22 protein-coding genes are annotated in these 19,553 nt (G+C 47.9%); 16 read left to right on the top strand and 6 right to left on the bottom strand.

Translation table 11 applies throughout. The features are described from left to right. Positions 1–33: 33 nt before the first annotated feature. Positions 34–723, bottom strand: coding sequence for a DNA alkylation repair protein (locus FGI41_RS04995; protein WP_139488834.1), 690 nt, complete (start codon positions 721–723; stop codon positions 34–36). Positions 724–737: 14 nt separating this feature from the next. Next, positions 738–992 (bottom strand): hypothetical protein, encoded by a 255-nt coding sequence (locus tag FGI41_RS04990; protein ID WP_139488833.1) that lies wholly within the window; start codon positions 990–992, stop codon positions 738–740. Positions 993–1,154: 162 nt separating this feature from the next. Here FGI41_RS04990 and FGI41_RS04985 point away from each other — a divergent pair, with 162 nt between their 5' ends. The 3 genes from FGI41_RS04985 (at position 1,155) to FGI41_RS04975 (ending at position 4,480) form a co-directional block, all read left to right on the top strand. Further along, the gene (locus tag FGI41_RS04985; RefSeq protein WP_139488832.1) at positions 1,155–2,030 is read left to right on the top strand and encodes an MBL fold metallo-hydrolase; all 876 of its coding nucleotides are present in this window, start codon (positions 1,155–1,157) and stop codon (positions 2,028–2,030) included. Positions 2,031–2,146: 116 nt separating this feature from the next. After that, positions 2,147–2,836 carry a 23S rRNA pseudouridine(2604) synthase RluF gene (gene rluF / locus FGI41_RS04980; RefSeq protein WP_139488831.1) on the top strand — a complete coding sequence of 230 codons (690 nt, stop codon included), beginning with the start codon at positions 2,147–2,149 and terminating at the stop codon, positions 2,834–2,836. A gap of 177 nt (positions 2,837–3,013) precedes the next feature. After that, positions 3,014–4,480 (top strand): alanine/glycine:cation symporter family protein, encoded by a 1,467-nt coding sequence (locus FGI41_RS04975; RefSeq protein WP_139488830.1) that lies wholly within the window; start codon positions 3,014–3,016, stop codon positions 4,478–4,480. A 174-nt stretch (positions 4,481–4,654) separates the two neighbouring features. Here the strand turns inward: FGI41_RS04975 and FGI41_RS04970 are convergent, their stop codons facing one another. Next, entirely contained in the window at positions 4,655–5,536 is an 882-nt protein-coding gene (locus FGI41_RS04970) for a LysR family transcriptional regulator (protein WP_139488829.1), read from the bottom strand. A 131-nt stretch (positions 5,537–5,667) separates the two neighbouring features. Here FGI41_RS04970 and FGI41_RS04965 point away from each other — a divergent pair, with 131 nt between their 5' ends. From FGI41_RS04965 to FGI41_RS24765, 9 genes are all read left to right on the top strand, one after another. After that, entirely contained in the window at positions 5,668–6,726 is a 1,059-nt protein-coding gene (locus tag FGI41_RS04965; RefSeq protein ID WP_139488828.1) for an ornithine cyclodeaminase family protein, read from the top strand. A 16-nt stretch (positions 6,727–6,742) separates the two neighbouring features. Continuing rightward, the gene (locus FGI41_RS04960; protein WP_139488827.1) at positions 6,743–7,870 is read left to right on the top strand and encodes an aminotransferase; all 1,128 of its coding nucleotides are present in this window, start codon (positions 6,743–6,745) and stop codon (positions 7,868–7,870) included. Between the two features lie 129 nt (positions 7,871–7,999). Next, the gene (locus FGI41_RS04955; RefSeq protein ID WP_139488826.1) at positions 8,000–8,797 is read left to right on the top strand and encodes an ABC transporter ATP-binding protein; all 798 of its coding nucleotides are present in this window, start codon (positions 8,000–8,002) and stop codon (positions 8,795–8,797) included. A 59-nt stretch (positions 8,798–8,856) separates the two neighbouring features. Continuing rightward, a complete protein-coding gene (locus FGI41_RS04950; RefSeq protein WP_139488825.1) occupies positions 8,857–9,297 on the top strand; it encodes an Rrf2 family transcriptional regulator in 441 nt (146 codons plus the stop codon). Between the two features lie 96 nt (positions 9,298–9,393). Continuing rightward, positions 9,394–10,257 carry an SDR family oxidoreductase gene (locus tag FGI41_RS04945; RefSeq protein WP_139488824.1) on the top strand — a complete coding sequence of 288 codons (864 nt, stop codon included), beginning with the start codon at positions 9,394–9,396 and terminating at the stop codon, positions 10,255–10,257. A gap of 248 nt (positions 10,258–10,505) precedes the next feature. Beyond that, positions 10,506–12,179, top strand: coding sequence for a spore germination protein (locus FGI41_RS04940; protein WP_139488823.1), 1,674 nt, complete (start codon positions 10,506–10,508; stop codon positions 12,177–12,179). Between the two features lie 29 nt (positions 12,180–12,208). Continuing rightward, positions 12,209–13,312 carry a spore germination protein gene (locus FGI41_RS04935; protein ID WP_139488822.1) on the top strand — a complete coding sequence of 368 codons (1,104 nt, stop codon included), beginning with the start codon at positions 12,209–12,211 and terminating at the stop codon, positions 13,310–13,312. Beyond that, positions 13,296–14,513, top strand: coding sequence for a Ger(x)C family spore germination protein (locus tag FGI41_RS04930; protein WP_139488821.1), 1,218 nt, complete (start codon positions 13,296–13,298; stop codon positions 14,511–14,513). The genes FGI41_RS04935 and FGI41_RS04930 overlap by 17 nt, the downstream gene beginning before the upstream one ends. Positions 14,514–14,543: 30 nt before the next feature. Next, entirely contained in the window at positions 14,544–14,696 is a 153-nt protein-coding gene (locus FGI41_RS24765; RefSeq protein ID WP_176560125.1) for a hypothetical protein, read from the top strand. On the opposite strand, the gene FGI41_RS04925 is transcribed toward FGI41_RS24765, so the two are convergent. Then, the gene (locus FGI41_RS04925) at positions 14,693–14,980 is read right to left on the bottom strand and encodes a glycine zipper domain-containing protein (RefSeq protein WP_139488820.1); all 288 of its coding nucleotides are present in this window, start codon (positions 14,978–14,980) and stop codon (positions 14,693–14,695) included. The two genes, FGI41_RS24765 and FGI41_RS04925, sit on opposite strands and share 4 nt — an antisense overlap. 135 nt (positions 14,981–15,115) lie before the next feature. Then, positions 15,116–16,504, bottom strand: coding sequence for an aminotransferase-like domain-containing protein (locus FGI41_RS04920; protein ID WP_139488819.1), 1,389 nt, complete (start codon positions 16,502–16,504; stop codon positions 15,116–15,118). A 112-nt stretch (positions 16,505–16,616) separates the two neighbouring features. On the opposite strand from FGI41_RS04920, the gene azlC reads away from it, so the two are divergent. The 4 genes from azlC (at position 16,617) to FGI41_RS04900 (ending at position 18,728) form a co-directional block, all read left to right on the top strand. Next, entirely contained in the window at positions 16,617–17,333 is a 717-nt protein-coding gene (gene azlC / locus FGI41_RS04915) for an azaleucine resistance protein AzlC (protein ID WP_139489058.1), read from the top strand. Then, complete coding sequence (locus FGI41_RS04910; RefSeq protein WP_139488818.1) at positions 17,324–17,656, top strand: branched-chain amino acid transporter permease; 333 nt, start codon at positions 17,324–17,326, stop codon at positions 17,654–17,656. The genes azlC and FGI41_RS04910 overlap by 10 nt, the downstream gene beginning before the upstream one ends. A 26-nt stretch (positions 17,657–17,682) precedes the next feature. After that, complete coding sequence (locus FGI41_RS04905; RefSeq protein ID WP_139488817.1) at positions 17,683–18,138, top strand: PaaI family thioesterase; 456 nt, start codon at positions 17,683–17,685, stop codon at positions 18,136–18,138. Positions 18,139–18,281: 143 nt separating this feature from the next. Then, positions 18,282–18,728 (top strand): GreA/GreB family elongation factor, encoded by a 447-nt coding sequence (locus tag FGI41_RS04900; RefSeq protein WP_176560124.1) that lies wholly within the window; start codon positions 18,282–18,284, stop codon positions 18,726–18,728. 277 nt (positions 18,729–19,005) lie between these two features. Here FGI41_RS04900 and FGI41_RS04895 read toward each other — a convergent pair whose 3' ends face one another. Further along, on the bottom strand, positions 19,006–19,551 hold the full coding sequence (locus FGI41_RS04895; RefSeq protein WP_139488815.1) for a TetR/AcrR family transcriptional regulator: 546 nt from the start codon (positions 19,549–19,551) through the stop codon (positions 19,006–19,008). Positions 19,552–19,553: the final 2 nt, after the last annotated feature.

Here is a 19,553-nt window from a genome sequence, read left to right as displayed (position 1 = left end):
TGCACCGCTGTGCCTCTACAGAAAGGGATTTTTTCATGCCTCGAGTTTCTTTTTCGTACGGTCGCTGGTCAGGATTTTGATGGGATCAGGTGTCTGGCAGGAGGTGTCACCATAATCTACCTCGATTGTACCTACGTGCCGGGCGACGGAGAGGGCCTGCTCATGCAGATGGGGATTGCGGCTGCCGATGCCGATCAGGGCGTAGATCATCGCTTCCTTGACCCAGTTTTTTTCGGTGGTGATCGAGTCTTGGATCACGCGCAGGAAGGATTCGAAGTAGGAGTCGTCGATGCCGGTTTTCTTCTGCCCTGCGTAGCCGGAGAGCAGGATGTAGGCGGAGCGTTTTTTCATTTCGATGTCGCTGTCCTTCCACAAGTCGATGAAGTGAGAGGACATGGTTGTTTTGCCGATGACATTTTTGCAGTATTTATCGGCTAGGTCCCAGAAGTCGAAGTCGTCGGATTGGTGGATGATCTGATCTAGGGTGACTTGTTTCGGCTCTTCGATCATGGTGGCGAGCAGGCGGGCATCGTGGATACCGGTCTGCCAGAGCGTAAGGGCGAGGTCGTGGTTTTTCTTGATCGTCTTGGCTATTGTCTTGAGATTCGTCAAGCTGACACCGATGTAGGTATCGGTCGGCATCCCTACCTTGGCCCAGATGGCGACGGCGCGGGGGTCAGAGAATTCGCGCATGTGATCGAGTACTTGTGAGAGTTCTGTCAAAAAAAGCTCCCTCCTTACAGGTGATAGGTAACCCAGACATTCGGCTCGATGTATTCGCCGAGGTCTTTTTCCAGATCGATGCGGATCGGGGTGAGCGCACCCTCGATGACGTATTCGCCAGACTCGGGGAACATCAGCCCTGTCCACTCTTGCCAGTCGGTGACACTGGCAGGCACATACATGGCACGGTGGCAGGCTTTGAGCAGGGTTCCACCGCAGCGGACATGTGTGCGAAGCCATGGATCGAAGGGGAGACCGTCATCACGCACCGACGGTATATTTCATAGTGGAGTTTCCTCTCCATTCGGGATGATCTGTAAGAACCTTCCATAATCACTATCTTATCATAAAAATGAGTATCAGAGATCTCCAGATGAGAGTAGGCAGACCCCACCGCTCTACCTATAATGAAGTAAAAGGGGGAGTACTCTATGAATTTGCAACTAACCAGATTAACGGATCATATTCTCTATCTGCCACCTGACGGCTCCGTGGATCGGCCTGTCCTCGCGATGATTTCCGGCTGTGAGCGCTCTCTCATCATGGATGCAGGCAATTCGTCCGCCCATGCTGCGCTTTTTCTGGAGCAAGTATCCGAGCACGAGCTGCCGCCAGCCGAACTCGTGGCGCTGACGCATTGGCACTGGGACCATGTATTTGGCATGGACCGGTTGAATCTGCCTTCCATCGCGCATGTGGAGACCCGTAGACAGCTCGAAATCATGCAGGCATGGGAGTGGACAGACGAAGCGATTGACGAGCGGGTGAAGCAGGGGATCGAGATACCATTCTGTGCTGAATATATCAAAAAGGAGTTTGCCGGGCGTGACCGCGACATCAAGATCAAGCTTCCGACGATTCTTTTTGAAGAAAAGCTTAAGATCGATCTGGGTGGAATTACGGTCACGATCGAGCATGTGGGAGGCGATCATGCCCACGATTCCTGCCTGATCTATGTAAAAGAAGACAAGGTACTGTTCTTAGGCGATGCGATCGGGCCTGCCATCTATTGCCCGAACAGATATTATACGGATGAGCAGCTTCTGCCGCTTTTGGATCGGATTGAAGCATACGATGCCGAGTATTTCGTCACCTCGCATGGGGGTCCGCTGACCAAGAGTGAGATGCAATTCGAGCTGGAGATATTCCGTGGGGTGGCTTGCTCTACCCGGGAGCACCGTGGTGACCGTGACAAGATTGCGCATGATCTGGCCCGTCTGATGAAGCTTGCGGAGTGCCCCGAGGATGAGCTGAAGTGGATCGATTGCTTTATCGAGGGGTATCATTTGGCGGCGAAGGCGGAATAGCGATTCCCCATTTCTTGCTGGCATAGATGTGCTTCCCGCGCCCAGATATGGTACAATGATGCCTATTCAAGTACATGATCGATACAGGATCATTGGCAGGGAAGGGATTCGAACGAATGCGCATCAATAAATTCATCAGCGAAACAGGCTTCTGCTCCAGACGCGAAGCGGACAAACTGGTCGAGGCCAAGCGGGTCACCATCAACGGCAAATTGGCTGAGCTGGGCAGTACCGCTGAGCCAGGCGATGTGGTTAAGATCGACGGCAAGCAGATTGGAGCGAAGAAAAAACCGGTTTATATCGCCCTGAACAAGCCGGTCGGCATCACCTCGACCACTGAGCAGCATATCGCAGGCAATATCGTCGATTTCATCAATCACCCGGAACGGATTTTTCCGATCGGCCGGTTGGATAAGGATTCCGATGGTCTGATCCTCTTGACCAACGACGGCGACATCGTCAACAAAATCCTGCGGGCGGAGAACAATCATGAGAAAGAGTATATCGTGACCGTCAACAAGCAGATCACCCCCGAGTTTGTCAAAGGGATGTCTGGTGGCGTACATATCTTAGGAACCAAAACCAAACCTTGCAAAGTCAGCCGGGTGAGTGACCGCGTGTTCCGCATCATTCTCACACAAGGACTCAACCGCCAGATCCGCCGCATGTGTGAAGCGTTCGGCTATCGGGTCGAACGGCTCCAGCGTGTACGGATTATGAATATCCAGCTCGGTGGATTAAAAGTAGGACATTGGCGCAATCTGACGCCAAAGGAGCTTGGTGAGCTGATGGAGCTGATCCAATAGAATAGCCGTACAAAAGTAGGACCAAACGCATGAAATGTATGCGTTTGGTTCTTTTTTTTAGTCACTCGAGCTAAAATAATGATAATAATAAAATAAAAAGGTTTATAAAAGAAAATAAATATCCTATAATTAGTTATTAGTGGTACATAACATAGGAACAGAAAAGGGGGAGTTTATTTGGAAGCTTTTGTTAACGGATTAAATGACTTAATTTGGAGCCAGGCCCTGATCTATCTGTGTCTGGGAACAGGATTGTTCTACTCCATCGCGACCCGCTTTCTCCAAGTCCGTCACATCAAGGATATGGTGAAGCTGATTTTCGAAGGGAAAAGCTCAGAAGCAGGCGTTTCTTCGTTCCAAGCGCTCTCTCTGGCTCTGTCCGGACGTGTCGGTACAGGGAACATCGCTGGTGTTGCAACCGCGATTGCCTATGGGGGACCGGGTGCAGTCTTCTGGATGTGGGCGATGGCGTTCCTCGGGGCCAGCTCGGCTTTCGTGGAATCGACACTGGGTCAGGTATACAAAAGCAAGCAAGACGGCCAATTCCGCGGTGGCCCAGCCTTTTATATTGAAAAAGGATTGAACATCAAGTGGTATGCTGTCTTGTTTTCCATCGTGACGGTGGTCGCTACCGGGCTTTTGCTTCCGGGAGTTCAGGCAAACAGTATTGCTGCCGGGATGGAGAATGGCTTAGGGGTTAGTCCTTATATCACCGGTATTGGGCTTGTTATTTTGCTTTCAGCTATTATTTTTGGTGGTGTCAAGCGTATTGCTGGTGTTGCGGAAATTGTGGTACCTTTTATGGCTCTTGGCTATATTCTGCTGGCGCTTTTCATTGTAGCGGTAAACATTGATAAATTGCCGGGAGTCATTTCACTGATTTTCACGAGTGCTTTCGGGGTAGATGCTGCATTTGGTGGGATTCTCGGTGCAGCCATCTCTTGGGGTGTCAAACGGGGGATCTACTCCAATGAAGCAGGTCAAGGTACGGGTGCACATGCGGCAGCGGCTGCGGAAGTATCGCATCCAGCCAAGCAGGGCTTGGTGCAGGCGTTCTCGGTATATGTGGATACGTTGCTGGTCTGCTCGGCTACGGCATTCATGATTCTGATCACGGGTATGTACAATGTCAAACCAGACGGGGCACCAGCCATCGTCAACAACCTCGGGGATATCGAACCAGGCCCGATGTATACCCAGCAAGCGGTGGAGACTGTGCTCCCAGGTTATGGCGGCCCATTCGTTGCGATTGCGCTTCTGTTCTTCGCATTTACCACCATTATGGCGTACTACTATATGGCAGAGACGAACCTTGCGTACATCAACCAAAAGGTGAAACGTCCATGGATGGATTACCTGCTTAAATTCGGGATTCTCGCTGTGACGTTCTACGGAAGTATCAAAACAGCATCGCTCGCGTGGACGCTTGGTGATATTGGGGTAGGCTCCATGGCATGGCTCAACATCATCGCGATCCTGCTTCTTACCAAACCGGCACTTCGCGTCCTCAAGGATTACGATACCCAGAGGAAAGAAGGCAAAGACCCTGTATTTGATCCGGTCAAGCTGGGCATTAAAGGCGCGGATTTCTGGGAAAAAGAATACAAGCGGCAAGACATTGGCCCTGACCGTAACGTGTCATAGCCGATTGTTTGATGACAGTAACAGGCTGTGTCTACGAAGGAACCGTTCTTTCGGGGCACGGTCTGTTTTTTATGTAAAAGAGGCTTGGATTGCTGAAAGGAAACAAACTCCCTGTTGGTTACGCAACGCATCAACCAGCGAGGGAGTTTGTTGTATGTGTGAGGTCGTACGGCGTTATCGTTCTTCACCAGCTTCGTCCCAGCCTTCCACGACCAGTTCGGTAAACGATTGAAGAGTAATCTCATCAGAACGGTCCTTTAGCGTGATAATAAAGGTTTCTAATGGCTGCGAAAAGCGGTGTAACGAGACAACTTCTCCTTTTTCCAGTTGATCCTTGATCAGATCTACACTGATGAGACCGACACCTGTGCCATTTAAGACCGCTTGCTTGATCGCCTCTTCACTGCTGCTTTCGATCACAGACACTGGTCTGGTGGGAAGCTCCTCCATGCAGCGGTCATAGAGTCCATCCAGATGATAGCTTTCTTTATAGAGAAGCGGAGCATGTCGGAAAATCGCAGGCAGTTCACCTTGTTCACAAAGCTCTCTTCTTCCTGCCAGCACCAGTTCTTCTTCGTCCAGTCTGGTGGCTTGTACATCATCGCTATGATGATGACCTGCAATGATTCCCACATCTGCTTCGTTTGCCGTAATCAGACGAATCACGTCGCCACTGTTACAGGAAACCAGCTTGAGCTTTACCTGTGGATGAAGCCCTACATACGTATGGATGAGCAGCGTGAGAAAATGGGTCCAATAGTACTCAGGTGCAGCGATGACGAGATTGCCATACGGTCCATGCAATAGATTCATCGCTTTATTCATCTCATCCACACGGTCCAAAATCTGATCGACATGCTGTTTTAATACTTTTCCGGCTGGTGTCAAATAGGTTTTTTTCCCGACCCGATGAAATAACGAATGACCAATCTCCATCTCCAGATTCCGAATCTGCATGGTAATGGTCGGTTGCGTATATCCGAGGATCTCGGCAGCTTTCGTCTGATTGAGATGGGTAGCGACTACTTGAAAGGTTTTCAGCGTCCGAAGCTCCATGTGTTTTCCCCCCTTATCCGCCTCTAAAAAATTGTGATAGTAACGATAAGAACCATCAATTGTTCTTGCCAATAGACTCTATGGTAAAGTCAAAGCCAAGGCATTTCAATCATTTTGGAGGAGGGGAAAACGTGTTTCCTTTCAGAGTCATTCATCAGGAAGATGTAGAACAATTGCTTGATATGAAACATGTGATCGAACTGGTTGAGCGCGCTTATACCCTGAAGGCGCAAAAAGAAGCTGCACTGTTCCCGATGGTATTCCATGAATTTTCTCCCGGAGTGGCAGACATGGACATCAAATCAGGTCACTTGATGGGGGCCGATATATTCGGATTAAAGCTCGTGTCGTGGTATGGAGAGAATCCAGCGAAAAATCTTCCGCCGCTCGTCGGCTTTGTCCTGGTACTCGACAGCAGAACAGGCGTCCCGATCGGTATGATGGGCGGGGATGCGGTAACGTTGATGCGGACAGGAGCAGCAGGGGGGATCGGCGCGAAATATCTGGCGAGAAAAGAGTCAGAGAATCTGCTGTTAATAGGCTCAGGCCACCTGGCTCCTTTTCTGATCATGTCCACGCTGATGATCATGGAACAGATCAAGAAGGTGACGGTGATCAACCCCCGCTCATACGAAAAGGCTGCACACTTCTGCACGTCCATGAAGGCCAAGCTGAAGGAAAAGTTCCTGTCCCCATATCAGGCCGATGAGGAGATCTACCAGACCTACCTCCGGCGTATCGAGATGGTCGAAGTTGTCGCAACCGACCAGATTCAAACCGCAACAGAGGAAGCAGACATTATTATGACCGCAACCCCTTCCCGACAACCTATCATCCAAAAAGATTGGATCAAACCGGGTACCCATCTTTCTTGTGTGGGTGCGGATATGGTAGGAAAGCAAGAAATTGATGAAAGCATTTTTTCATCAGCCCGTGTATTTGTCGATGACGTCACCCAAGCTATCCACGTAGGAGAAACAGAAATCCCTGTTAAAAAAGGGGGATTCAACAAAAATGAGATTATCGCAGAAATCGGCAGTGTGATCCTTGGTCAGACACCGGGACGACTGTCGGATGAAGACATCACGATTTTTGACAGCACGGGCATTGCCCTTCAGGATATCATTACAGCGGACTACATATTAAAGCAGGCGAAAGCGAAAGGGCTCGGCATCGTCGCTCACCTGTAACATAGGAGGTTGTCATATGGAAATCAAGGCATTTTCCGTAGAAGAATGGATGAATGCATATGAAACAAGCGCTGTGTACAATATTGCAGAGACGTGTGTGGACTCCCTCACATTAGAGGAGCTGGTCACGTTAGATGGCACCAATCCGGACGAATTTTTTCGTTCCCTGTATGACGTAAAACTTACGTATGGTCACATCGAAGGCTCTCCCGAGTTCAGACAGCTGGTGGCTGCGAACCTATATTCATCGATTGAACCGCATAACGTTCTCGTCACGAACGGGGGGATCGGTGCCAACTTTTTGGTTTTTTACTCGCTGGTTCAACCGGGGGATCATGTGATCTCTGTGCATCCTACCTATCAGCAGATTTATGAAGTGCCTAAGTCGTTTGGGGCCACAGTCGATCTGCTCCCGTTGCGTCCAGAAAATAACTTCCTTCCCGATCTTGACGAGTTGAAATCCCTTGTGAAGTCCAATACCAAATGTATCTGCATCAACAATCCGAACAATCCTTCCGGTGCTGTGATGGAGCGGGATATGTTGGAGCGTATCGTTGAGATTGCGCGTTCCTGCGGGGCTTACGTGCTTTGCGATGAAGTCTACAGAAATCTGCTGCAGGCTGACGATGCCGATGTGCCTTCTATCGTCGATCTATATGAAAAAGGGATCAGCACATCAAGTGTCTCCAAAGCCCTCTCGCTTGCAGGCCTGCGACTTGGCTGGATTGCCGCACCGCAAGAAGTAATCGCCGAATGTATGAAGCACCGGGATTACACCACGATCAGCTGCGGGATGCTGGACGATATTCTTGCCGTGCATGCTCTCAAGAACTATGACAAAATCCTACAGCGTAACCGTACCATTGTGAGAGACAACCTTGCTATTTTGGATGATTGGGTGAACAAAGAACCTGACTTCTCCTATGTCAAACCGCGTGCCGGAACAACGGCTTTATTGAAAGTGGATGTGCCTGTACCGTCTGTTACATTCTGTACTGGATTATTGGCTAATACAGGGGCATTTCTCACACCGGGTGCCTGCTTTGACATGGAAGGCTATGTACGGATTGGCTATGCATGCAGTAGCCCAGTGTTGCGGGAGGGTCTTGAAAAAGTATCTGAGTACGTACGCAAGCTGAAATAAAATGGATCTGACTCTCAAAAATTCTATATTTCTGACACTTTTCACAACGACAATCGATGACCTTTCTCTTATGATAGAAATCATAGACGTATTTGATTCGAAAGAGAGATGTCAGAGAGGGTGAAGAGTATGCAATACGTAATCGATCTACAGGGAATTACCTGGATAAGAGATACCACGACACTGCTCCATAACGTCAGCTGGCAAGTCAAGCCCAAGGAGCATTGGGCCATGCTCGGTCTGAATGGTTCGGGAAAAACAACCCTGCTTAACATGATAACCGGCTATCTCTGGCCCACAAGTGGCGAGGTGTCCGTATTGGGGCATCGCTTTGGAGAGATTGATCTGCGGGAACTTCGCCGATCCATCGGCTGGGTCAGCCAATCCCTGCAGGAAAAGCTGCATGTCAACGATTATGCGCAATCCATCGTGGCCAGTGGGAAATACGCCAGCATCGGTCTGTACGAACAACCGTCCGAGGCCGATTGGAGCCGTGCCCATCAGTTGATGCAGACACTCGGATGCAAGCATCTGTGGAACCGGGAATTCAAGACCTGCTCACAGGGCGAAAAGCAAAAGGTGCTGATTGCCCGGGCACTGATGGCGAATCCGCGTATCTTGATTCTCGATGAACCCTGCAACGGACTTGATCTGCTCTCGCGCGAAAAGCTGCTGGACAGCATTAACGAGCTTGCACAGCAGGAGGATGCTCCGACATTGATTTATGTGACCCACCATACGGAGGAGATCCTTCCCGTGTTTAGCCACACCTTGCTGTTGCGTAACGGGGAGGTTTTCCAGAGTGGGGAAACCGAACAACTTCTGGATGAGGAGACGTTAAGCCAGTTTTTTGATGCGCCTGTGGCGGTAGAAAAACATCAAAAGCGGGTTTATGTCCGGGCTGTAGCAGGAGCAAAACATTCCTGATTGGTGATAGGTACGGGGGCAGAAGACGAGCTTGACTTTACTGAATGGTTATAACTATAATGGTTACAACGGTGGTGATACAATTGGGCCAAATCAGTACGCGCTTTTCCATGGCTGTGCATACCCTGTCCCTCATTGCTTTTTCTCCGAATGAGTGTACAGGAGACTTCATCGCAGGCAGCGTCAATACCAATCCCGTTGTAATCCGGAGAATGATGGGTATGTTAAAGAAGGCGGGGCTAGTAGACGTTCGTCCAGGGGTGGGAGGTGCTTCCTTGCTCAAGGATCCCAGCGAGATTACCCTCCTTGATGTCTATCGGGCTGTGAATGTGACAGAGGAGAACCAACTGTTCCGCATTCACGAAAACCCCAATATAGCCTGTCCGGTCGGCCGCAATATCGAGCAGGTTCTTCAAGCGGAGCTAAGAGATGCCCAATCCGCTATGGAACAGAGGCTCGCACAGACGACGCTCGACCAGCTGATCCATAAGTTTCAATAAATAAAAGCTCTTTTTATAGAGCTCTTATTTTATACACAAGTTGTAACTATTATTGTTATAACAAAATAAATTACAACCAATTTGGAGGAATCGATCATGAAATTATTAGTAACAGGTGCAACAGGCAAGCTCGGCAGCAAAGTGGTCGAGGCACTGTTAAAAACAGTCCCGACAAGCCAACTGGCTGTAAGTGTCCGCAACCCGGAGAAAGCAGAACACCTCCGTGCTCAAGGAGTCGAGGTTCGTCATGGAGACTTCGACCATCCAGAAACCTTGGATGCGGCCTTTGCAGGGATTGACCGCCTATTGATCATTTCTGCCGACGGAGACAATGAAACCAGAATTCGTCAGCATACCCATGCAGTAGAAGCAGCAGCCCGTGCAAAAGTAGGCTTCATCGCTTACACAAGTCTGGGAAATGCAACGGAAAGCCAGCTGTTCCTGGCAGCAACACACCAAGCTACCGAAGCAGCCATCTTGAAAACCGGTATCCCATATTCCTTCCTGCGTAATAACTGGTACCTGGAGAACGAGACCGCGAGCATTCAAGCTGTGATGGCAGGTGCACCTTGGCTGACATCAGCAGGCTCTGGAAAAGTGGGCTGGGCCCCGCGCCAAGATTATGCCGAAGCGGCTGCAGCCGTACTCGCTGGCGACGGACATGAGAATACGACCTATGAGTTGTCCGGCCCGCTGTTGACACAGGAAGAACTGGCGTCTGCTCTCGGTACGGTTTTGGGTAAGGAAGTTTCCGTGCAGCAGGTTGACGACGCTACCTATGCAGACGTCATGAAAGGGGCCGGCGTACCAGACTTTGTGATCCCGATTCTCGTAGCTATCCAGCAAGGTATTCGGGAAGGTTCCTTGGAGATCGAGAGCAACGATTTCGAAAAGCTGCTCGGCCGACCGGTAACACCGATTAACGAAGCTCTGGGTCAGCTTGTACGTGAGATTTCCTAATCAACGAATGTAGCGATAGAAGTAACGACCGCTCTGTAACGAAGAGCGGTCGTTTTTTTGTGTGTGATCTCTGCAAATCATGGTACCGAATCGATTTCGCCCAAATATGGTGTTTTTTCATGGTACCTCAATGTATTCGATTGGTTTAGCCGTTCATCTTGAGGGAAATAATGGGGTGGTAACCGAGGTATTGGGGACGTTCTTCTAGGTATCAGTGGCAGCTATGAGAAATGAAAAAGGTGATTCACATGTGGCAAGCGATGGTTTCCTATCTGGCAGACTGGCAAGTTTTTGTGCAAGCGATTGTTGTGTTTTGCGTTCCGTATGTCATTGCTTTCACGTTTAGATGGATCCGGTCAGCGGGGGAACGTGAGACAACTAACATAAAAGCGGTTGATCATGAGGACCAGCAGGAAATAAAGCCTTCAGAAGTTTCGGCAGACCATTTTTCAGGCGATTTTACCGTGGATATGCAGCTTGTCAGGAACGAAATCGGCCATAACTCGGATGTTCGTTTCCGGGAGTTTTACATAGGAGGGACAGACATCAGGGCGGCGATCATCTTTGTGGACGGGTTGTCGGATAAAGACCTCATTGATAAACATATTATGAAGTCACTGATGGCAGATTTCTCCCCAAAGTATGGAAGGGGACAATTGGAAGTAAAACCAGCTATCCCCAATGAATTTCTTAAAAATCACGTCCTTCCCATAAGTGGAATAAAAGAAGCGTGTGACTTAAAAGATTTGGTGCCGCAAGTATTGCGGGGTTCGACCGCTCTATTGATCGATGGATCGTCGGAAGTATTGATCCTTAGCACAACGAAAGCAAAAACGCGGAATGTGGATGAACCAACGTCAGAGGCATTGGTCAGAGGTCCGCGGATCGGTTTCACAGAAGCATTAAGCGATAATACGGCCCTATTGCGAAGACATGGGGAAAATGAGGACTTGACCTTCATCAAATTCCAGGTAGGAAAGCGAGCAAAAAAAGAATTGGTCATCGCCTACATCAAGGAGATTGCCAACCCGGAGCTGGTGGAAGAGGTCAAGAATAGAATCAAGAAAATCGATATGGATGATGTGCCGGAATCAGGCTATGTAGAGCAGCTCATCGAAGATAATTATCTCAGTCCGTTTCCGCAGGTACAGAGTACGGAGCGGTCTGACCGCGTCATGAGTGCATTGATGGAAGGACGGGTGGCGATCCTGTTGGATGGGACGCCTTTCGCTTTGATCGTTCCGGTTACATTCAGCATGCTGATGCAATCGCCTGAAGATTATTATGAGCGCTGGATTCCCGGCACGCTTGTCCGCCTATTGCGTTTTTTCACAGCGCTTATTTCGTTGTTCGTACCTGCCTTGTATATTTCTTTTATCTCTTTTCATCCCGGGTTGATCCCGACCAAGTTGGCCATTTCTGTTGCTGGAACGCGGGAAGGGGTTCCGTTTCCTGCACTGATCGAAGCGCTGATTATGGAAGTTGCCATCGAAATTTTGCGGGAAGCAGGGCTTCGCTTGCCTAAGCCAATTGGTCCTGCGATGGGGATTGTCGGCGGACTGATCATTGGTGAAGCTGCCGTACAAGCGGGAATTGTCAGCCCGATCATGGTGATCGTAGTGGCGATAACCGCGATCTCTTCCTTCACCATTCCGTCGTATAATTTAGGGATTCCATTGCGTATCCTTCGCTTTGCGTCCATGTTTTGCGCTGCTGTGTTTGGATTATATGGGGTCATTCTGTTTTTTCTCTTGCTTGGCAGTCATTTGGTGAAAATGAAGAGTTTTGGTGTACCTTACGCCAGTCCTGCTGTTCCTTATCGATTAAGTGACTGGAAAGACTTTTTGGTTCGTATGCCGCTCCTGATGATGAAACGCCGGCCGAAGATGATGCATACGAAAGATTCTATACGCAAAGGATAGCTTACTATGACTGAGAGGTGGGGGCAGCGATGATCGCCAGACCAGAAGAACGGATTACGACTCCGCAAGCAGCTGTCATCGTCATCAATTATATTCTGGGTGTTACGTTCCTCACCTTGCCCCGGGTAACTGTGGAGGCGGTAAAAACACCAGATGTCTGGATCACCGTTATTTTAGGTGGACTGATCACGATGATTGCAGGGGTGATCATGGTGAAATTAAGCCAACGGTATCCCGAAAAAACGTTCTACCAATACAGTCAAGAGATTGCAGGAAAATGGGTGGGCGGGCTGCTTAGTCTCTTTACGATCATTTATTTTTTCTCAAGTTCCGCATATGATGCCAGAATGCTGGTGGAAGTAACCAGTTATTTTTTGCTGGAAGGAACTCCCTCATGGGCCCTTCTCATGCCATTTATGTGGGTAGGTCTCTATCTGATTATGGGGGGCATTAACCCGATCGCCCGTCTGTATGAAATCATATTTCCCATTACGCTCGTCATTTTTACTTTGGTTTTCTTTATCAGCTTCCAAATTTTTGAGGTGGATAATCTGCGCCCGGTACTGGGGTTGGGAGTAGCGCCGGTACTACAAGGGACAAAGTCTACGGTTCTTGCGTATACAGGTGTAGAAATCATGTTGATCATTTTGGCGTTTATGAAACAGCCAAATAAAGCAGTACAAGCCGTTCTGATTGGTACGGCCGTTCCCATGCTCTTCTATGTGATGACAGTAGTGATAGTCATCGGAGCGTTATCCATCGATGGGGTGATCACGCGAACATGGCCGACGATTGACCTGATACGAAGTTTGGAAATCACCGGTTTGTTATTCGAACGGTTTGAATCTTTTTTCCTGGTGATATGGATCATGCAAATTTTTTCTACTTTTACGATTACCTACTATGCAGCTGCTTTGGGACTTGCTCAACTCTTCCAAAAGGATATCCATCGATGTATGTTTTACTTGCTTCCGGTTATTTACATCATTGCCATGACTCCGAAAAATATCAATGACCTGTTTACATTCGCTGATCTGGTCGGTGATACCGCGTTGTATTTATTTGGCTTATTACCACTGATCCTGCTCATTGTCTCCAGGTTGAAGGAGGGAAAGCATGAAGCAAAGCTATAGCCAGGTACGGTGCTTCTTGTTGTCCCTGTTTGTTCTGTTGTCCCTGTCTCTTGCAGGATGTTGGAGCAGCAACGAGATTGAAGAGGTGAGTTTAGGTGTGGGCCTGGCATTTGATAAAGGCATGGAGTCAAAAGTGGAGAGGGAGCTGAGGGAGAAAGGCGGCGGTTATCCCAAAAAAGACCTGATTACGACAACCTTTCAAATCATTAACCCACAAGCATCAGGCGCAGGGACGAGAGGTGGGGGGGCGGCGCAACAAAAACCTTACCTTAATGTTTCTGAAACCGGAGATTCCGTCCATCAAATTGTTCGTGAATTTTCATTGAGAACGGACCGGCCCTTTGTCAGCCAGCATTTAAAAGTGATTGTTTTCGGTGAGGATCTTGTACGCAGGATTAGTTTGGAACCATTGACTGATCAAATGCTTCGTGACAATCAAATTAGGCCAAGCAGTCTTATATTGATCAGCAAGGGTCGAGCCAGTGAGACACTCGAAACCAAGAAAGGTGGAGAAGTTCCAGCGTTTCGTCTGCATGGAATCGTAGATAATCAATATCGGTCAACGAGGATCATGCCTCCTATGTCGCTGGCTAAATTAGAAGGCAAGATACAATCAGGATCAAGTTTTATGTTGCAAAATGTGATCGCGGCGAATAGGGAGATAAAATTTGCAGGAGCAGCCGTGATCAAAGGACGGACGAATAAGCTGATTGGTTTTTTAAATGAAACGGAATTAGAAGGCATCATGTGGATAACCGGCAAAGGGAGCAAAGGAGGCGTGGTGAAAAGCTTTGATAAACAGACAGAGCAGCTGATCGTATACGAGATCAAGTCGATGAAGAGCAAAATCACACCTCGTGTTAATGGAAGTAATATCTCTTTTGATGTGAATATCGAATCAGAGGGACGTCTCTCCGAAGATTGGGTGGAATCGGGGGACCCTTTTGATAATGAATTTCTAAAAAGGGCAGAAAAAGCCGCCGAAGAAGAAGTGAATCGTTTGGTACATCATGTAACGAAAAAAATGCAAAACGAATACATAACAGATGTGGCCGGCTTCGGAAACCAATTGAGAATCGAGCATCCGAAACTATGGGAAAAGGTGAAAGCAGATTGGGATCAAATATTCAGCAAGGTTCCGATCAAGTACAACGTGAAATTGACCATTACCGATTATGGAACGTTAGGCTCCAAAAAGTGAGTTCATCACACCATGGGTGCTCTTTCTTAGATGTTCTGTCCGAGGGTAGTGAAGCTGTCCAAGCAAAAAGTAGCCGGTTTCCACCATACGAAGGGGAAACCGGCCTTTTTATGGTTCGATCAGCTGTTGTTGTTCACCATTTTAGCCAATCAGGTGTTGATTATGATGAAACACAATCGTTAACGCTGTTGTTGCTGTTGTTGTTGCGCGTTATTGTTGTCATCCCCGGCATTCTCACCCATCTGGTTGCCCAACGCACCGCCTGCGATCGCACCTGCAACAGTGCCAAGCGGTCCTAACATGGAACCAACGGCAGCTCCTACAACACCACCGCCCACTGTTCCTACCGCCTCAGCAGTGTCCCCTCCACCCATGTTGGTGAGGTTGCCTCCACCTGCATTGTTTTGATTACGATTGTTGTTTTGTCCAAGTGCACCGTTTTGATTGCGATTGTTGTTTTCAGTCATCCATCTCACTCCCTCGTTGGTGTTAGGGAAGCGCGGTTACTTAGCCAGCTCACTCCCGGAACATATTTTGCTCAATCACCAACCAGTTCAGTCGAACCATTTATTTTTAGGAAAGATCGGCGAGGGTACCTTGTATTAAAGGTTTTGTTTCAAGATTTCCAACCCTGTTTGTAACTCCTGCCATGAATTCGTAGATGCCAGTGCTATCCGTAAAAACTTGTCCTGCATTCTGGCACCACTGAGAAAGCGATTGGAATGAAAAACGCGAATACCTTGCTGCTGTAGGAGAGTTTCCATCTCTGGCGCGTTCGCATCCTTCGCTATGGGGAGCCACCTATAAAAGCTTAGCGGATGACCAATACTTGAAGCTTCAGGAAAATACTCAGCAAAAATAGAATTGGCAGACTGAGCCAACTGCTTTTTTTCCTCAACAATTTCATTTGCTTTTCCGGATAAAATCAGTTCAGTGATAATCTCGGCATCCAATGAAGAAGTCTTGACATTGATATTAAAAATCGCTTTTTCAATGCTCTCTTTAAAAGAAGCTCCGAACACCATGTAGGCCACACGAAGCCCGGAACAGATGGACTTGGACGTGCCACAGATATAGACCGTTTGTTCGGGCAAAAGCTGATACATCGGCTGCTTATAATCATCGATCACTCTAGCCGTTAAAAAGGCGTGGATGTCATCCTCAATGAGGATCAGACTGTACTTGGTGATGATAGCAGCCAATTCTTTTTTGCGGGCGTCTGACATCATGACAGCCGTGGGATTCGAACAGGAAGGCATCAGGAAAATGCCCTGTATGTCTACCAGACGGCATTGATTTTCAAGCTCACCCGGCAACATTCCGTCATCATCACCAGGGATCGGAACCAATTGAATCCGGTACATTTTGGCCAGCTCAATAAAATTCGAATAGGTGTACAAGTCAACAGCGATACGGTTTCCTGGTTCAAACAGAGCCAACAACGTAATCGCCAGCGCGTTCTGCGCCCCCGAAACGATAGCCATATGATCTGGATCGGCATGGATACCAAATGCCATCATCCAATTCAGGCCAGCCATTTTGTGGTGTGGCATTCCAGTGGGATCATGGTAGTTAAAAAGCTGTTCTACATATGTTTTCTCCATGACTTGTTTGGCCACATCCGCAACGATATGATTGCTTTGCTCAAATGATGCAACAAAGCCAAGGTCAATCACATCACGGGAGATGTTGTCTTTTGAAATCGTGATGGAACGTGCGGCATTGGGTGAAACAAATGTACCACTTCCGGTGACGGCGTAGATGAATCCTTTCATTTCGCACAGCTTATAAGCACGTGTAATCGTTGTAAAATTCACATCTAAAAAATCGGCAAGCTCCCGTTGTGGTGGAAGTTTGGTGCCGGGAGCTAAAAATCCGTTCGTAATGTCATGCTCCAACAACAGGGCGATGGAGAGATAGAGCGGGCGTTTTAATGCATGTCGGTCTGGTTTCCACGACATGGGATAATGGGTGAACGAATTAATCGGCATGCTGCACCTCGTCGGAAAATTGTAATCCATACAATTATATCATTGATTGTATGGATATGTGTTGGTAGGATTGTATGTAAATCAATTGAAACGAGGAGAGATGCAAGCAACTATGACAACAGATCAAAAGGGACTACCTGCTCTTTGGGCAGCATTTCCCCATACCATTCCCATCTTAGCCGGGTTTCTATTTTTGGGGATTGCCTATGGAATCTACATGGACGCATCGGGTTTCGATGTGGTGTATGCGGCTCTCATGGCTCTCACGATTTTTGCTGGATCAATGGAATTCGTAGCGGTCACGTTGCTGCTCGGTGCATTTGACCCAGTAGGCGCTCTGATGCTGACTCTTATGGTAAACGCTCGCCATCTGTTTTATGGGATCTCCATGCTGGATAAGTACAGGGGTACCGGACTCAAAAAAATCTATTTGATTTTTGGTCTTTGCGATGAATCGTTCTCGATTAACTATACGACTGAAGTGCCAAAAGGCGTGGACAAGGGGTGGTTCATGTTCTTTGTCACCCTGCTTAATCACAGCTATTGGGTCATTGGAGCTACAATCGGCGGTTTTTTCGGAACATTCTTGAAATTTGACATGGAAGGACTTGATTTTGTGATGACCGCTTTATTCGTTGTCATCTTTATTGAGCAGTGGATGAAGGAGGATGAGCATCACAGCGCGGTATTGGGATTGGGATTATCTCTTTTATGTCTGGTGATGTTTGGGGGCGATCAGTTCATGATCCCGTCTATGCTGCTGATTCTTTGCATCCTTACATTGCTGAAAAAACAGCTGGGGAAGACAGGTGAGAGTGTATGTCAATGACGTTGTTCGAGCAAATGATCACGATCGGAATGGTCGTTCTGGGAACGATGGCTACGAGATTTGTTCCTTTTCTTGTGTTTCCCCCAGGTAGGGCTGCGCCCCCGTATGTGAGTTACCTCGGCAAGGTATTGCCAGCAGCGACATTGGGGATGCTTGTTGTCTATTGTATCAGGGATGTGAGCTTAGTTTCTGGTACCCATGGAATACCTGAGTTTGTTTCGATTGGGGTAGTCGCGTTTTTGCATATTTGGAAGAGAAAGATGCTTCTTTCTCTGGCGAGCGGCACCCTGCTCTATATGCTTTTGATCCGAGTGTTAGCTTAGTCAGAATGATAAGGGAGGCATCCATCATGAAAAAGAAAATCGATGAAACACAAATCTATGAAAAGCACTACGAAGAAATCTTGCAAAAAGTAAAGAACGATCCGTATGCCCAATCATTAGGGATTCAGTTAACCAAATTTGAGGCCGGTTTGGCAGAAGCCACGCTGGAAGTGGGAAGCCATATGGTCAATGCATACGGGACTGTTCATGGTGCAGTGATCTATGCGTTAGCAGACCACGCGTTTTCCGTAGCCTGTAATGCCTATGGAAAAACATCCTTGGGACTCTCTACAACCATCCAGTTTATGGAATCGGCGAAACCAGGAGACAGAATCGTCGTACGGGCAACCGAAATCAAACGAAATTTTCGTACCGGATTCTATCGGATTGACGTCTTCCATGAGCAGAATCTGATCGCGACCATGGAGGCTGTATCCTATCGGAAGGACCATTATTTTATCGAGCTTGATGAACTAGAATAGAATATTTGATTTGCCAGTAATATTTGGTAAAATTATAGTAGGTCTCCTCCGGGAGGCCTATATTTACATGGGAGGGATTTTCATGGTAAGTGGTTTTACTTTTGATGGTCGTGGAGTGCTTCGGAGAGGAGGGGAGATCTACTATGAGCCATAGTCCAATTTTTCAAGGTTCCCGGGTGCAGCTGGTTAGTCAACTGGTTCATTTTGACGAAGAAAAGATACATTTTTTAGATCAGTATTTCCCTGATCACTGCCAAAAACGCAATACGGTTGATAAGAAAATATCTGCCTATTGTTCAACGCTTGAGGGGATCATGAACGATCTGACCGAAGAGCGTCTAGAATCGATTGTATTAATAGGGAGCCAAGTAGACTTGCTCTATCTGGATGATGGCTCGACAGAATCCTTTACGATTGTATTTCCGCATCGGGCTAACCCCGATCGAAGCTTAATCTCTTTCCTGTCTCCTCTAGGATTTCAGCTGCTGATGGCCCAGACCAAAGAGCAATATCAGCTTGTGATTCCTTCTGGAGAAATGTCAGTAAGAGTGGAAGGAGTTAAGTTCATGAATCACGGCGATGTAAATTAATTGTTGTGTGAGGTTCGGGCAGCATGAGGGGTTGAACCGCCACCCTCTTGGCACCGTTTTCGTACCGTCCGGTGGGCGGGCGGCGGTTCCCCAAGCCTTCTCCACGGTTTATATAGATGGATCGGCTGAATCCAGAAGCGAATATGTTTCTGTGTTTGATGCTGTTCGAGAATAGAGAGAGCCCTTCTGCGGATTCCGCCAGAAGGGCTTTTCATTATCTCTGGGTGCTCAGATGCAACAGTAATAGGTGTAGCCCGGATGAACATTTTTCGGTGGGCTACAAATTCCGCTCTAACAAGATCCCCAATTGCTCTGCCAAGACATGGTGGGGGATGGGCTTATCATTTTTGCACCACCATTCCACTACCCCTACATAAGACGACGCAACAAACCTGACGATCACATCTTCATCCAACCCCTGATTTTTTCCCTTGGTTACATCGATCTCATTACGAAACTCTTCGATCAGAAAGTCTAGGAATCGATTGCGGAAATAAGGGGCTCCTTTACTGGCTAACATCATAGAGAAGAATGAATAATTATGTTCGAGGTATTCGGTACAGACCAATGTCCCATTGATAAAATCCATGTCCGCTGTCGAGACGCAAATGTTCCGAAGTTCATGGATATGATTTTCGATCAGCTTATCGAGCAGATCATATTTGTCCATGTAATGAAGGTAGATCGTTCCCCGGCTCACATTGGCCCTGTCTGAAATGTCTTGGATGGTAATATCATCAAAATTTTTTTCATACATCAGTTCAATGACGGCTTTCTTTAGCGCTTCTTGCGTTTTGAGTATTCGTCGATCCACTTTAGGCATGA

The sequence above is a fragment of the Brevibacillus dissolubilis genome (assembly GCF_006170445.1).
Classification (GTDB): Bacteria; Bacillota; Bacilli; order Brevibacillales; family Brevibacillaceae; genus Brevibacillus_B; species Brevibacillus_B dissolubilis.
This window is presented reverse-complemented; position numbering and strand designations above follow the sequence as displayed.

Bases quoted from the DNA above. Each gene is read 5' to 3' on its own strand.
- FGI41_RS04960 (WP_139488827.1), top strand. From the start codon at position 6,743: ATGGAAATCAAGGCATTTTCCGTAGAAGAATGGATGAATGCATATGAA.
- FGI41_RS04940 (WP_139488823.1), top strand. From the start codon at position 10,506: ATGTGGCAAGCGATGGTTTCCTATCTGGCAGACTGGCAAGTTTTTGTG.
- FGI41_RS04945 (WP_139488824.1), top strand. From the start codon at position 9,394: ATGAAATTATTAGTAACAGGTGCAACAGGCAAGCTCGGCAGCAAAGTG.
- FGI41_RS04905 (WP_139488817.1), top strand. From the start codon at position 17,683: ATGAAAAAGAAAATCGATGAAACACAAATCTATGAAAAGCACTACGAA.
- FGI41_RS04895 (WP_139488815.1), bottom strand. From the start codon at position 19,551: ATGCCTAAAGTGGATCGACGAATACTCAAAACGCAAGAAGCGCTAAAG.
- FGI41_RS04925 (WP_139488820.1), bottom strand. From the start codon at position 14,980: ATGACTGAAAACAACAATCGCAATCAAAACGGTGCACTTGGACAAAAC.
- FGI41_RS04910 (WP_139488818.1), top strand. From the start codon at position 17,324: ATGTCAATGACGTTGTTCGAGCAAATGATCACGATCGGAATGGTCGTT.
- rluF (WP_139488831.1), top strand. From the start codon at position 2,147: ATGCGCATCAATAAATTCATCAGCGAAACAGGCTTCTGCTCCAGACGC.
- azlC (WP_139489058.1), top strand. From the start codon at position 16,617: ATGACAACAGATCAAAAGGGACTACCTGCTCTTTGGGCAGCATTTCCC.
- FGI41_RS04950 (WP_139488825.1), top strand. From the start codon at position 8,857: ATGGTTACAACGGTGGTGATACAATTGGGCCAAATCAGTACGCGCTTT.
- FGI41_RS04920 (WP_139488819.1), bottom strand. From the start codon at position 16,504: ATGCCGATTAATTCGTTCACCCATTATCCCATGTCGTGGAAACCAGAC.
- FGI41_RS24765 (WP_176560125.1), top strand. From the start codon at position 14,544: ATGTTCTGTCCGAGGGTAGTGAAGCTGTCCAAGCAAAAAGTAGCCGGT.
- FGI41_RS04955 (WP_139488826.1), top strand. From the start codon at position 8,000: ATGCAATACGTAATCGATCTACAGGGAATTACCTGGATAAGAGATACC.
- FGI41_RS04935 (WP_139488822.1), top strand. From the start codon at position 12,209: ATGATCGCCAGACCAGAAGAACGGATTACGACTCCGCAAGCAGCTGTC.
- FGI41_RS04970 (WP_139488829.1), bottom strand. From the start codon at position 5,536: ATGGAGCTTCGGACGCTGAAAACCTTTCAAGTAGTCGCTACCCATCTC.
- FGI41_RS04930 (WP_139488821.1), top strand. From the start codon at position 13,296: ATGAAGCAAAGCTATAGCCAGGTACGGTGCTTCTTGTTGTCCCTGTTT.
- FGI41_RS04900 (WP_176560124.1), top strand. From the start codon at position 18,282: ATGAGCCATAGTCCAATTTTTCAAGGTTCCCGGGTGCAGCTGGTTAGT.
- FGI41_RS04985 (WP_139488832.1), top strand. From the start codon at position 1,155: ATGAATTTGCAACTAACCAGATTAACGGATCATATTCTCTATCTGCCA.